Here is a 13,552-nt window from a genome sequence, read left to right as displayed (position 1 = left end):
CGTCCGCTCAGGCCGCGGCGTGCTCGTCCTCCCCGACGAAGGTGCGCCACAGTTCGGCGTACCGGCCGCCGCGCGCCAGGAGTTCGGCGTGGGAGCCGTCCTCGACGACGCGGCCGCGGTCCATGACCACGACCCGGTCGGCGCGCGCGGCGGTGGTCAGCCGGTGCGCCACCACCAGCGTGGTGCGCTTGCCGGCCAGCCGGTCCGTGGCCTGGTTGACCTGGGCCTCGGTGGCCAGGTCGAGGGCGGCGGTGGCCTCGTCGAGCAGCAGCACGTCGGGGTCGACGAGCTCGGCGCGGGCCAGCGCGATCAGCTGGCGCTGTCCCGCGGAGAGGTTGCGGCCCCGCTCGGCGACGGTGTGCAGGTAGCCGCCGTCGAGGGTGGCGATCATGGCGTGGGCGCCGACCGCGCGGGCGGCGGCCTCCACGTCGGCGTCGCTCGCGTCCGGCCGCCCGTAGGCGATGGCGTCGCGGACGGTCCCCGGGAAGAGGTACGACTCCTGGGGGACGACGCCCAGCCGGTGGCGGTACGCCGTCAGGTCGAGCTCCCTCAGGTCGGCCCCGTCGGCGGTGATCCGGCCGGAGGTCGGGTCGTAGAACCGGGCCACCATCTTGACCAGGGTGGACTTTCCGGCGCCGGTCTCGCCGACGAAGGCGACGGTCTGCCCGGCGGGTATGCGCAGGCTGATGCCGGCCAGGGCGTCGCCGTTCTCGCCGCGCTCGTGGGCCGTCCCGTACTGGAAGCGGACGTTCTCGAAGGCGATCTCGCCGCGCAGCGCGGACAGTTCGCGCGGGTTCTCGGGCCGCGGGGTGGTGGTCGGCTCGCGCAGCAGGTCCTGGATGCGGCCGAGGGAGACGGTGGCCTGCTGGTAGCCGTCGAAGACCTGGGAGAGCTGCTGGACCGGGGCGAAGAACAGGTCGATGTAGAGCAGGTACGCGACCAGCGCGCCGGTGGTGAGCGTCCCGGCCTCCACCCGGCCCGCGCCGACGATCAGCACGGCGGCCGCGGCGGCCGAGGACAGCAGCTGCACGAACGGGAAGTAGACCGATATCAGCCACTGGCCGCGGACCCGGGCCTGGCGGTAGGAGTCGCTGCGCTCGGCGAAGCGGGTGGCGCCGGAGCCCTCGCGGCGGAAGGCCTGGACGATCCGCAGACCGGAGACGGACTCCTGCAGGTCGGCGTTGACCAGGCTGACCCGGTCGCGGGCCAGCTCGTAGGCGGCGACGGACCGGCGGCGGAACACGATGGTCCCGACGACCAGGACGGGCAGGGTCGCGAAGACGATCAGCGCGAGCTCGACGTCGAGGACGAGCAGGGCGACCAGGATCCCGAAGAAGGTGAAGACGGAGACGACGGCCGTGACCAGCCCGGTCTGCAGGAACGTGGACAGCGAGTCCACGTCCGTGGTCATCCGGGTCATGATCTTGCCGGTCAGCTCGCGCTCGTAGTAGTCGAGGCCGAGCCGCTGGAGCTGGGCGAAGATCTTGACGCGGAGCGAGTACAGGACGCGCTCGCCGGTGCGGCCCGTCATCCGGGTCTCGGCGAACTGCGCGGCCCACTGGGCGACGACGACCGCGAGGGCGAGCCCGGCGGCCACCCAGACGGCGCCGAGCACGGCCTGCTCCACGCCCTGGTCGATGCCGTGGCGGATCAGGACCGGCAGGAGCAGTCCGGCGCCCGCGTCCACGGCGACGAGCGCGAGGCTGATGGCGAGCGGCGCCCAGAACCCCTTCAGCAGGCGGCGCAGGCCGTAGCTCTCCTCGGCGGCCGCGGCGCGGGTCTCGTCCACGTCGGGCCGGTCGTCGGCGGGCGGCAGCGCGGCCACCTGTGCGAGCAGTTCGGGGGTGGCGGGCATGCCGGCGACCGCACCGGCCATGGAGTGGCCCGCTCCGGGCGCCCCGCCGACGGCGGCGGGGGCGCCGGCGGGGGCCGCGTCGGGCTCCTCGCGGCGGCGCCACAGCTCGGGGGTGATCCCGGCGGGGACCCTGCGCTTGGCGTTGACGGGCTCGGAGTCGATCTCGGCCTCGAACTCGATGTCGCGTTCGAGGTCGCGGTCGAGGTCGCTCTCGAACTCGGCCATCGCGAGGGCGTCCGGGGTCCGCGGCGAGCCGGCGCCGAGCGCGTCGGGGTCGGTCAGCAGCCTGCGGTAGAGCGGCGAGCGCTTCTGGAGCTCCTCGTGCGTGCCGATCTCGGCGAGCCGCCCGCGGTCCAGTACGGCGATCCGGTCGGCCAGCGCGAGCGTGGAACGGCGGTGGGCGATCAGCAGGGTGGTCCGGCCGGCCATGACCGCGCGCAGGGCCTCGTGGATCTCGTGCTCGACGCGGGCGTCCACGGCGGAGGTGGCGTCGTCGAGGAGCAGCAGCCGGGGGTCGGTGAGGATCGCCCGGGCCAGGGCGATGCGCTGGCGCTGGCCGCCGGAGAGGGTCAGGCCCTGCTCGCCGACCTTGGTGTCGTACCCGGCGGGCAGGGCCCGCACGAACCCGTCGGCCTGGGCGGCGCGGGCGGCGGCCTCGATCTGCTCGTCGGTGGCGCCCGGGTGCCCGTAGGCGATGTTGGCGCGGATGGTGTCGGAGAAGAGGAAGGAGTCCTCGGGGACGAGCCCGATCGCGCCGCGCAGTGACGCGTAGGTCAGCTCGCGGACGTCGTGGCCGCCGATGCGGACGGTGCCGCGGTCGGCGTCGTAGAAGCGCGGCATCAGCAGCGAGACGGTGGACTTCCCGCTGCCGGAGGCGCCGACGACGGCGACGGTCTCGCCCTCCGCCACGGAGAGGGAGAACCCGTCGAGGACGGGCCGGTCGGGGTCGTAGCCGAAGTGGACGTCCTCGAACTCGACGGTGGCGGGCGCGTCGGCGGGCAGTTCGCGGCCGCCCTCCGCGATCGCGGGTTCGGTGTCGATGAGCTCGAAGACGCGCTCCACGCCGGCGCGGGCCTGCTGGGCGACGGTGAGGACCATGGCGAGCATGCGGACGGGGCCGACGAGCTGCGCGAGGTAGGTGGAGAAGGCGACGAAGGTGCCGAGCGTGACCTGCCCCTCGGTGGCCATCCAGCCGCCGAGGGCCAGCATGGCCACCTGGGCGAGCGCGGGCACGGCCTGGAGGGCGGGGGTGTAGCGGGAGTTGAGCCGGATGGCCCGCAGCCGTCCGGCGAAGAGCCTGCGCCCGGCCTCGCGGAGCTTGCCGGTCTCCTGCTCCTCCTGCCCGAAGCCCTTGACGACGCGTACGCCGGTCACGGCCCCGTCGACGACGCTCGCGACGGCGGCGGCCTGGCCCTGCGCGTACCAGGTGGCGGGGAAGAGCTTCTTGCGGCTGCGCTTGGCGATGAACCAGAGCGCGGGGGCCATCAGCAGCGCGACGACGGTCAGCAGCGGCGACAGCCACAGCATGATCCCGAGGGATATCCCGAAGAGCAGGAAGTTCCCGATCGTCATCGGGAGCATGAAGAGCAGGCCCTGGATGAGCTGGAGGTCGGTGGTGGCGCGTCCGACGACCTGCCCGGTGGACAGCTCGTCCTGGCGCCGCCCGTCGAGCCGGGAGATGGTGTCGTACATGTCGGTGCGCAGGTCGTGCTGCACGTCGAGGGCGAGGCGCCCGCCGTAGTACCGGCGTATGTAGGTGAAGGCGTACACGAGCAGGGCGGCGGCTATGAGCATCCCGGCCCAGGGGCCCATGGGCTTGGTCCGGTCCCCGATGACGTCGTCGATGATCACCTTGGTGACCAGGGGCACGAGCGCCATGACGGCCATGCCCGCCAGCGAGGAGCCGAGCGCGAGCAGCACGTTGGCCTTGTACCGCCAGGTGTAGGCGGCCAGCCTCTTGGCCCAGCCCTGTTTCTCCCCCGCCGCTGTCTGTGCCGCCGCCACGTAGGCCTCCCCGTTCGGTCGTGTCCTGCCGGAAGCGGGAACGCCCCGACCGGCGGATTTCATCCCGCCGCAACAATTCGAACGTGTACGCAGGTCGGCTCCGGCGCACCCGGGGAGCCCCGCCGTTGGGCCGCCCGGGTCGCACGCCGCTCCGCGCTCCGTTCGGCCGCCCGGCCCCGCCGGGGTGCAGGCTCCGGGATCGGCGAACAGACTGGGCGCATGCCGGAGCCGCACGATCAGCCGCCGCCCGGACCGCGGGCGGCGGACCCGGCGGCCCCACCGAGCCCGTCGAGGGCTTTCCTGGAGAAGGTCGCGTACATCGCGGCGCCGGGGACCATCGTCCTCGGACTCCTCTACTACTTCGGCACCACCTACACCCAGGCGTACTACGCCACGTTCGGCGTGCCGACGGCCGACCTCCAGCTGTCCGTCGAGGCGTATCTGGTGCGGAGCCCGAGCGCGATCTTCTTCCCGCTCTGGTTGCTGCTGTTCTGCGGGCTGGCCGTGCTGCTGGTGCTGGGGTGTGCGGGGCGGCTGCTGGGCCGGCCGGAGCAGCGGGCGCGGCGTGCGGCGGTGACCGGCTGGCTGCTCGCGACGGGGCTGCTGCTGGTGCTGGCGGGGTTCCCGGTCTTCTTCTGGGAGGACCGGCTGCCGCGATTGCCCGAGGGCTGGCTGCGCCAGTTCGTGCCCTGCCTGACGGTGGCCCTGGGCGCCACGCTGGCGTTCGCCGCCGTACAGCTGCGCCTGAGCAGCCCCGACGGACGGGACGGGGCGGCTCCCGGGCACCGTACGGCCGACCGTCTGTGGCTGGCGGCCGGCGCCCTGCTCCTCGGGGTCCTGACGATGAGCCTGTTCTTCGGCATGGCGCGGTACGTGGCGGCGGCGGGCCGCGTGGAAGCCATGAAGGACGCCGCGGGCGGCTACGTGTCCAGCCCGAGGGCCGTGGTCTACTCCCGGGTGCCCGTGACCCACCACGCTCCGGGCATCCTCTTCGACGACCTGGGCGGCGCCAGGGGCCCGTACCGCTACCAGTACCGCGGCTTCCGCGTCCTGGCCAAGACGCCGGCTCGCCTCTACCTCGTCTCCCACGTACCCGGCCAGAAGTACCGCACCCTGGTGGTGCTGCCCGACGACAACACGATCAGGATCGAGATCAGTCCGTGAGGCCGGGCTCAGGGGTGTCCGTGGGGCTCGGGTCGGCAGTCTCGGACTCGGTGGGGTCGCCGGTCGTCACGGACTGCGAGGGCGTCCCGGTACCGGTGGTGTCCTCGTCGCCGGGAGTGGCCTCGCCCACCGCCTGACCGGAAATCCCGACGGACAGGACACTGCCGTCGGACGTGGTGGCCGTCAGCTGCCCGCTGTAGGGGCCCGGCTCCGTCGCGACGTGCCGGATCCTGATCCGGCACGTGCCGCCGGGGGGCAGCTCGACGTCGGTACAGGTGTCCTCGATGATCGACGTCTCGCCGCTGTCGACCGTGGCGGCGAGGTTCTGGACGGTGACGGGGTCGCCGCCGGTGTTGACCACGGTGACGTCCCCGCTGGCGGGCTCGCCGACCGGCGAGGTCGGGACGTCGACGTGGGAGCTCGACTCGTCCGCCCCCTTGCCCAGGAACACCGATGCCGAGGCGTCGGGGGTGGTCGTCACCTCGGTCGAGGGCGTCGGCGGGAGGGTCGGCGGGGAGGTCGGCCCGGGCCGCTCGGGCTTCGGGTCGCCGCACCCCGCGGCGGCGGCCAGTGTCCCGGCCACCACTGCCGCGATGAGCCCCCGTACGACTGTGCGCAGCACGGCACCACCACCTCCGCTCCGGATCGGGTCCGCAGCCAAGGTCCCACAGTCGCGTCCGCGTCCCGTCCCACCCGCGTCGGTGACACAGCGTCATCACCCGAAGGAGCGCGCTGCGCGGCCGCGGAGGGTCACAGGTGGGTCGGGGCGAACATCCTGAGGGTGGCGGGCAGGACCAGGACCGAGGGGCCCGGGGTGGCGAGGGCCTTGCCGAGGTCGGCCGCCAGGGATTCGGGGGTGGTCGTGGCCGCCGGGACGCCGAAGGACTCCGCCAGGGCGGTGAAGTCGGGGCGGGTGAGCTCCGTGCCCGTGGTGCGGCCCTCGAAGGCGTCGGTCATGTACTCGCGCAGGATCCCGTAGCCGCCGTCGTCCACGATCAGCCAGGTGACGTCCAGGTCGTGCTGCCGGGCCGTGGCCAGCTCCGCGAGGGAGTACATCGCGCCGCCGTCGCCGGAGACGGCGAGCACCGGGGTGCCGGGCTCGGCGACGCACGCGCCGAGTGCCGCGGGGAAGGCGTAGCCGAGGCCGCCGGCGCCCTGGGCCGAGTGCATGGTGTTGGGGTGCTTGGGGTCGAAGGCCGACCACGCCCAGTAGGACAGGATCGTCATGTCCCAGAAGGACGGGGAGCGGGCCGGCAGCGCGGACCGGATCGAGGTCAGCAGGGACTGTTCCAGGGCCAGGTCCTGGTCCGCGAGGCGGGCCGCGATGTCCTCCAGGACCAGGCGGACCCGCTCGGGGGCGTGGTCGTCCTGCCGCTCGGGCACCGTCTCCAGCAGCGCCTGGAGGGCGAGGCGGGCGTCCGCGTGGATGCCCAGGGCCGGGTGGTTGGACTCCAGCTTGCCGAGGTCCGCGTCGATCTGGACGATCCGGCCCGTGGGGAAGAACGTGTGGTAGTTCGACGACAGTTCCCCCAGGCCCGAGCCGACGACGAGGAGCACGTCGGCGTCTTCGAGGAAGTCCGTCATGTGGCGGTCCTCCAGCCAGGACTGGAGGGACAGCGGGTGCGTCCAGGGGAAGGCGCCCTTGCCCCCGAAGGTGGTGACCACGGGTGCGTTCAGGCGCTCCGCGAGCTGCCTGAGCTTTCCGGACGCGTCCGAGCGGACGACCCCGCCGCCGGCGATGATCACCGGGCGGGAGGCGCGTGACAGCCAGTGGGCCGCCACCGCGGTCAGCTCGGGACGGGGGGCCAGCTCGTGGGGGGTCGCGTCCGCGCCCGTGACCTGCGGCACGATCGTCTCCGACCGCAGGACGTCCTCCGGGATCTCCACCCAGACCGGGCCGTGCGGAGCGGTGAGCGCGGACTCCCAGGCCTCGGCGATCACCGAGGGGATCTGGGAGGGGGTGCGCGCCTCGTGGACGGACTTGACCACGTCCCGGAAGGACGCGGCCTGGTCGCGCAGCTCGTGCAGGTGGCCGCGGCGCCCGCCGCCGAGGCCGGCGACCGGGACCTGGGAGGAGATGGCGAGGACCGGCGCGGAGGCGGCCGCCGCCTCCGCCAGGGCCGGCAGGGCGGTCAGCGCGCCGGGGCCGGTGGACAGCAGCAGGGGCGCCGCCTCGCCGGTGACACGGCCGTACGCGTCGGCCGCGAAGCCCGCGTTGTTCTCCACCCGGAGGGTGACGAGGCGCAGGTCGGAGCGCCCCACCGCGTCGAAGAGGCCGAGGGCGTGCTGCCCCGGCAGCCCGAAGACGGTGGTGGCGCCCAGCGAACGCAGCGTCTCCACGACCAGGTCCCCGCCCGTCCGCCCCGGCGGCGGGGCCAGGGCGGCGGCCGTCTGGGCCTCGGTGGGACGGAGTACCAGGTCGTGGTCGTGCGTCACGGGTGTGTGGTGCCCTTCTTACTTCGCCTTCGCCGCCGCGATCTGACGGCTCATGATCGTGGTGAGCTCGTACGCGGTGTGCGAGGCCGCGACCGAGGTGATCTCGGCGTGATCGTACGCCGGGGCCACCTCGACCACGTCGGCGGAAACGAGGTTGCAGGAGGACAGTCCGCGGATGATCTCCAGCAGCTCGCGGGAGGTCATGCCGCCGGCCTCGGGGGTGCCGGTGCCGGGGGCGTGCGCCGGGTCCAGGACGTCGATGTCGATGGAGATGTACAGCGGGCGGTCGCCGATGCGCTGGCGCAGCTGGTCGGCGACCTCGTCGGCGCCTCGGCGGTAGACGTCGGCCGAGGTGACGATGCCGAAGCCCATCTTGGCGTCGTCGTCGAGGTCCTGCTTGCCGTACAGCGGGCCGCGGGTGCCGACGTGGGAGAGGGCCTCGGTGTCGAGGATGCCCTCCTCGACGGCGCGGCGGAACGGCGTGCCGTGGGTGTACTCGGCGCCGAAGTAGGTGTCCCAGGTGTCCAGGTGGGCGTCGAAGTGCAGCAGCGCGACGGGGCCGTGCTTCTTGGCGACCGAGCGCAGCAGCGGGAGGGCGATGGTGTGGTCGCCGCCGAGGGTCATCAGGCGGGAGCCGCCCGCGAGGAGCTCGTCGGCGGCGGCCTCGACCGTCTCCACGGCCTCGTTGATGTTGAAGGGGTTCACCGCGATGTCACCGGCGTCCGCGACCTGCGCGAGGGCGAAGGGGGAGGCGTCCTGCGCCGGGTTGTAGGGGCGCAGCAGGCGCGAGGCCTCCCGGATGGCGTTGCCGCCGAAGCGGGCGCCGGGGCGGTAGGAGACGCCGGAGTCGAAGGGCACACCGACGACGGCGACGTCGGCGGAGCCGACCTCGTCGAGGCGGGGCAGCCGGGCGAAGGTCGCCGGGCCCGCGTAGCGCGGGATGCGGGAGGAGTCGACGGGTCCGCGCGGCTGCGTGCTCATGGCTGTGCCTCTTTCTCTGGCCTGACGTGTGCGGTCCTTCGAGCGTAAGCGGGCCACCGGAGGGTGGGGAGTGTACGTTTCATCCATCTGGCCCTACCGATGTGTACGGAGTATCCATGCCCGCCGCTCCCCGCGACCCGGAGTACGGCAACGGCCCCGCCGGGGAGCCGCTCACCCCGCCGGTGCTCCTCGCCTCGCTGCTCGCCGACCGGGAGCTCGGCCTGCGCCACCTCGCCGGGCCGGCCGCCGCCGGGGTGCACGGCGTGCACGCCTCCGAGATGCCCGACCCCTCCCCCTACCTGCTCGGCGGCGAGCTGCTGCTGACCGCCGGGGCGGGCCCCGCCGAGGACCCCGACGGCTACGTGGCCCGGCTGGCCGGGGCGGGGGCGGCCGCCCTCGGCTTCGGCGTGGCCCCGGTGCACGAGGAGGTCCCGGCGGCGCTGGCCGAGGCCTGCGCCCGGCACGGGCTGCCCCTGCTGGAGGTTCCGCCGCGGACCCCGTTCTCGGCGGTCGCCAGAGCGGTGGGGCGGCTGACGGCGGAGGCCCGGACCCGCGAGCTGCGCCGGACCACCGAGGCCCAGCAGGCCCTGGCGGCGGCCGCGGCCCGGCCCGATCCGGTCCCGGCGGTGCTGGCCCGGCTCGCCGCGAGCCTGGGCGGGTCGGTCGCCCTGTGGCCGGGCGGCCGGACGGCGGGCCCGGAGCTGCCCGCCCCGGCCCGGGAGGCACTGTCGGCGCTGCTGGCCCGGGTCGGCCGCGAGGGCGGGCCCGCCACGGCCACGGACCGGGCGGGCGGACACCACCTGGCCGCCTACGCCCTGGCCGGACGGGCCGCGCTGGGCACCGCGACCCCGGCCCGCGCGCCCGGCGACCACACCGTGGCCTCGGTGGCCGCCGTACTGCTGACCCTGCTCACCGCCGAGCGGCCCGCCGGCGCCGAGGCCGCGGCCCTGACCCGGCTGCTGCTCGACGGGGATCCGGCCGCGGCCCTGACGGCCGGGCCGTGGTACGCCGTCCACGCCCGCGGCAGCGGGGATCCGCAGGCCCTCGCGGCCGCACTGGGCACCGTACTGCTGGACCCGCACGAGGGCGGCGTACGGCTGCTGACCGACCGGGAGCCGGGCGCGCAGCCGGGCTGGCGGCTGGGGGTGAGCGCCCCCGCGGCGCCGGACGCCCTGGCCGCGGCCGACGCCCAGGCCGGGCGGGCCCTGCAGCGCGCGGAGGCGGCCCGCACCCCGCTGGCCCGGCACGCCGACGCCGGTTTCGCGGGCCTGGTCGGGCGGGCCGAGGCCCGCGCCCACGCCGAGGCTCTGCTCGGTCCGCTCTCCCCCGCGTTGCGCGAGACCCTGCGCGCCTGGCTGGCGCACCACGGCAGCTGGGACCGTACGGCGGCCGCCCTGGGGATCCACCGCAACACCGTGCGCCAGCGCGTGGCGCGCTGCGCGGTCCTGCTGGAGCGGGACCCGGACGACCCGGACGTGCGGATGGAGCTGTGGTTCGCGCTGCGGCAGGAGTGATCCGGCCACCGGTGTGACGCACGCGCGTGCGACCACATCTGGACAGCGTGGCCAACTCGTCGGTAACTTAGTCTGAGCAAGCGCTTAATTTAGGCGGCGGACCGCCGCGACGAAGGGAGCCGGCCGTGCGCCGTACGGTGTTCAACGAGGACCACGAGGCGTTCCGCGAGACCATCCGCGCCTTCATCGAGGCCGAGGTCGTCCCCGTCTACGACGAGTGGTTCGCTGCCGGACAGGCTCCGCGCGACTTCTACTACAAGCTCGGCGAGCTGGGCGTCTTCGGCATCAACGTTCCCGAGGAGTTCGGCGGCGCGGGCCTGGACACCCACAAGTTCGAGGCCGTCCTCTACGAAGAGACCTCGCGCGCGGGCGTCAACTTCGGCGGCTCCGGCGTCCACGTGCTGCTCGCCCTGCCCTACATCAAGATGCTCGCCGACGACGAGCAGAAGAAGCGCTTCCTGCCGAAGTTCGTCTCCGGCGAGGAGATGTGGGCACTGGCGATGACCGAGCCGGGCACCGGCTCCGACGTCGCGGGCATGAAGACCACCGCCAAGCTCTCCGAGGACGGCACCCACTACGTCCTCAACGGCTCCAAGACCTTCATCACCGGCGGCGTCCACGCCGACCGCGTGATCGTCTGCGCCCGCACCTCCGCCCCGAGCGCGGACGACCGCCGCTTCGGCATCTCCCTCTTCGCCGTGGACACCAAGTCCGAGGGCTACTCCATCGGCCGCAAGCTCGACAAGCTCGGCCTGAAGACCTCCGACACCGCCGAGCTGGCGTTCGTCGACGTGAAGGTCCCCGTCGAGGACCTCCTCGGCGAGGAGGGCAAGGGCTTCTACTACCTCGGCCACAACCTGGCCTCCGAGCGCTGGGGCATCGCCTTCGGCGCGTACGCCCAGGCCGCCGCGGCCGTCCGGTTCGCCCAGAATTACGTCACGGAGCGCACCGTCTTCGGCAAGCCCGTCGCGCACTTCCAGAACACCAAGTTCGAGCTGGCCGCCTGCCAGGCCGAGGTGGACGCCGCCCAGGCCGTCGCGGACCGCGCCCTGGAGGCCCTGGACGCCGTCGAGCTGACCCCGGCCGAGGCCGCCTCCGCGAAGCTGTTCTGCACCGAGGTCGCGCACCGCGTCATCGACCGCTGCCTGCAGCTCCACGGCGGCTACGGCTACATGAACGAGTACCCGATCGCCCGCCTGTACGCCGACAACCGCGTCAACCGCATCTACGGCGGCACCAGCGAGATCATGAAGTCGATCATCGCCAAGTCGATGGGTCTGTAAGTCCCCTTGAACGAGGCACTGACGGATCTCCTCGATCTGCTCGACCTGGAGCAGATCGAGGAGAACATCTTCCGCGGCACCAGCCGCACCTCCCTGGTGCCGCGCGTGTTCGGCGGCCAGGTGGCCGCCCAGGCCCTGGTCGCGGCCGGGCGCACGGTGCCCGCGGACCGTCTGCCGCACTCGCTGCACTCGTACTTCCTGCGCACCGGCGACTCCGGCGCGCCGATCGTCTACTCCGTGGACCGGATCCGCGACGGGCGGTCCTTCACCACCCGGCGCGTGGTCGCCGTCCAGCACGGCCAGCCGATCTTCCACCTCTCCGCGTCCTTCCAGACGTACGAGGAGGGGCTGGAGCACCAGGTCCCGATGCCGGCGGCACCGGACCCCGAGTCCCTGCCGACGGCCGCCGAGGCGCTGCCGCCGTACCGCGAGATCTTCCGCGACCCGGGCACCGTCGAGCGGCTGCTCGAAGCGCGCGGCGCGGTGGACCTGCGGTACGCGACCACCCCGCCCTGGGGCACGGTCGGCGAACCGCTGGAGCCGCGCTCGCAGGTCTGGTTCCGCACGCAGGGCAAACTCGCGGACGACCCGCTGCTGCACACCTGCCTCGCCACCTACGTCTCCGACATGACCCTGCTCGACGCGGTCCTGCTCGCGCACGGGCGCGGCGGCTGGGCGGTGGGCGACGTGGTCGGCGCGTCGCTGGACCACGCGATGTGGTTCCACCGGCCCTTCCGCGCGGACGAATGGCTGCTGTACGACCAGGAGTCCCCCTCGGCCCACGGCGGCCGGGGCCTGGGCCAGGCCCGCATCTACACCCAGGACGGCCGCCTGGCGATCACGGTCATCCAGGAGGGCGTGGTCCGCATCCCGCGGACCTGACTTCGCGGGGACCTGCGCACGGCCACCGTGACCTGCGCCACTTCACACGAAGTGGATTGGACAGGGGGCCTCGGGCCCCGGCAGCCTTTTGCGGTTGACCGAACCAGGGGATGGGCGCATAAGTGGACAACCGCACTTCTCGGCGGTCGGGGCGGTGGTCCCACGGCACCGTTGCCGAACTACTGACCGGCCGGAACAACAGCCTGGGCTTCATAAGGCTGGTTCTGGCGACGGCCGTTGTCGTCTCCCACGCGCGTGTGCTCGGATTCGGAAAGACGGAATTCGGCCACTCATTCACCCAGGGTCAGGTGGACCTCGGAAAGTGGTCGGTCTACGGATTCTTCATCCTCTCCGGAATCCTGGTGACGCGCAGCGGGGTGCGGCTGGGGCTGGGAAGATTCCTGTGGCACCGCGCCTTGCGCCTGCTGCCCGGGCTGTGGGTCTGCCTTTTCCTGACGGCTTTCGCCGCCGCTCCGGTCCTGTACTGGAAACTCCACGGAACGCTTGACGGCTTTTGGGGGCACGGCTGGGGGCCGGTGGAATACCTGCGGTCGAACGGGGCGATCCAGCTCAACCAGAACGACGTGTCCAACGTGATGTCCGACGCGATGGCACAGGGTGTCGCCCATGACCGGAGCATCGACGGGGCGTTGTGGTCGCTGTACTACGAGGTCCTCTGCTACGGGGGCGTGGCGCTCCTGGCCCTGACGGGCGTCCTCGCGCGCGCCCGGCGCGCGGTGCTGCTGATCGCCGGCCTCCTGGGCTGGCTCGTCGTCAGGCAGGCCGTCGGCGACCGCTTCTGGGCGGGCTCGTTCGACGCCACCTACTTCCACCCGGTGGACCTTCCCGTACTGGGCTTCACGAACCCGGTCCTCGTCATCTACCTCGGGTTCGCCTTCGCACTGGGCACGGTCATCGAGCTGTACCGCGAGCGTGTACCGGTCAGCGACGTGCTCGGCCTCGCCTCGCTCCTGGTGCTCGTGCTCAGCGCGCACTACGGATTCCTCTTCGTGGTCGGCCTGCCGGCCTTCGCCTACTTCCTGGTGTGGCTGGCGATCCGTCTCCCGGCCCCCTTCCGCCGGATCGGCGCGCGCAACGACTACTCGTACGGCATCTACATCTACGGCTTCGTGGTCGAACAGGTGCTGGTCATCCTGGGCTTCGCCCGCTGGGGCCTGCTGCCCTACCTCGCTCTGAGCCTCGCGGTGACCGTCCTGCTGGCGATGCTGTCGTGGCACTGCGTGGAGAAGCCCGCGATGCGCCTGAAGGACCTGGGCGGCCGCCGAGGCGGAGCGCGAGGCGCCGGCCGCACCCCGGCAGCGCCGGCCTCGGCCGCCGAGGCGGGCGAACGGGACAAGGTCGCCGTCCGCTCCTGAAGCCTGCGGAAAGCAGTGAGGGGGGTGAGATCCTAACGGGATCTCACCCCCCTCACC

General features: G+C 73.2%; 9 protein-coding genes. 5 read left to right on the top strand and 4 right to left on the bottom strand.

Annotated features, from left to right (window positions below; genetic code table 11):
• Nucleotides 1-7 precede the first annotated feature (7 nt).
• The gene (locus tag IG86_RS0103345; protein ID WP_030894561.1) at nt 8-3,859 is read right to left on the bottom strand and encodes an ABC transporter ATP-binding protein; all 3,852 of its coding nucleotides are present in this window, start codon (nt 3,857-3,859) and stop codon (nt 8-10) included.
• 219 nt (nt 3,860-4,078) lie between these two features.
• On the opposite strand from IG86_RS0103345, the gene IG86_RS0103340 reads away from it, so the two are divergent.
• Nucleotides 4,079-5,023, top strand: coding sequence for a hypothetical protein (locus IG86_RS0103340; RefSeq protein ID WP_051784942.1), 945 nt, complete (start codon nt 4,079-4,081; stop codon nt 5,021-5,023).
• Here IG86_RS0103340 and IG86_RS0103335 read toward each other — a convergent pair.
• The 3 genes from IG86_RS0103335 to speB form a co-directional block, all read right to left on the bottom strand.
• The gene (locus IG86_RS0103335) at nt 5,013-5,645 is read right to left on the bottom strand and encodes a hypothetical protein (protein WP_030894556.1); all 633 of its coding nucleotides are present in this window, start codon (nt 5,643-5,645) and stop codon (nt 5,013-5,015) included. The two genes, IG86_RS0103340 and IG86_RS0103335, sit on opposite strands and share 11 nt — an antisense overlap.
• Nucleotides 5,646-5,773: 128 nt before the next feature.
• Nucleotides 5,774-7,459, bottom strand: a complete 1,686-nt coding sequence (locus IG86_RS0103330; protein ID WP_030818991.1) for a thiamine pyrophosphate-binding protein — start codon at nt 7,457-7,459, stop codon at nt 5,774-5,776.
• A gap of 18 nt (nt 7,460-7,477) precedes the next feature.
• The gene (speB, locus tag IG86_RS0103325; RefSeq protein ID WP_030032703.1) at nt 7,478-8,440 is read right to left on the bottom strand and encodes an agmatinase; all 963 of its coding nucleotides are present in this window, start codon (nt 8,438-8,440) and stop codon (nt 7,478-7,480) included.
• A 116-nt stretch (nt 8,441-8,556) separates the two neighbouring features.
• Here speB and IG86_RS0103320 point away from each other — a divergent pair, with 116 nt between their 5' ends.
• From IG86_RS0103320 to IG86_RS0103305, 4 genes are all read left to right on the top strand, one after another.
• Complete coding sequence (locus IG86_RS0103320) at nt 8,557-9,954, top strand: PucR family transcriptional regulator (protein WP_030894549.1); 1,398 nt, start codon at nt 8,557-8,559, stop codon at nt 9,952-9,954.
• Nucleotides 9,955-10,079: 125 nt separating this feature from the next.
• Entirely contained in the window at nt 10,080-11,237 is a 1,158-nt protein-coding gene (locus IG86_RS0103315; RefSeq protein WP_030894547.1) for an acyl-CoA dehydrogenase family protein, read from the top strand.
• Between the two features lie 6 nt (nt 11,238-11,243).
• A complete protein-coding gene (gene tesB, locus IG86_RS0103310) occupies nt 11,244-12,119 on the top strand; it encodes an acyl-CoA thioesterase II (protein ID WP_030818984.1) in 876 nt (291 codons plus the stop codon).
• A gap of 122 nt (nt 12,120-12,241) precedes the next feature.
• Complete coding sequence (locus IG86_RS0103305) at nt 12,242-13,495, top strand: acyltransferase family protein (RefSeq protein WP_078905789.1); 1,254 nt, start codon at nt 12,242-12,244, stop codon at nt 13,493-13,495.
• Nucleotides 13,496-13,552 lie beyond the last annotated feature (57 nt).

Origin of the sequence: Streptomyces virginiae (assembly GCF_000720455.1) — a bacterium.
GTDB lineage: Bacteria > Actinomycetota > Actinomycetes > Streptomycetales > Streptomycetaceae > Streptomyces > Streptomyces virginiae.
Note: the sequence above shows the minus strand (reverse complement) of the source record. Positions and strands in the feature narration are given on the sequence as shown.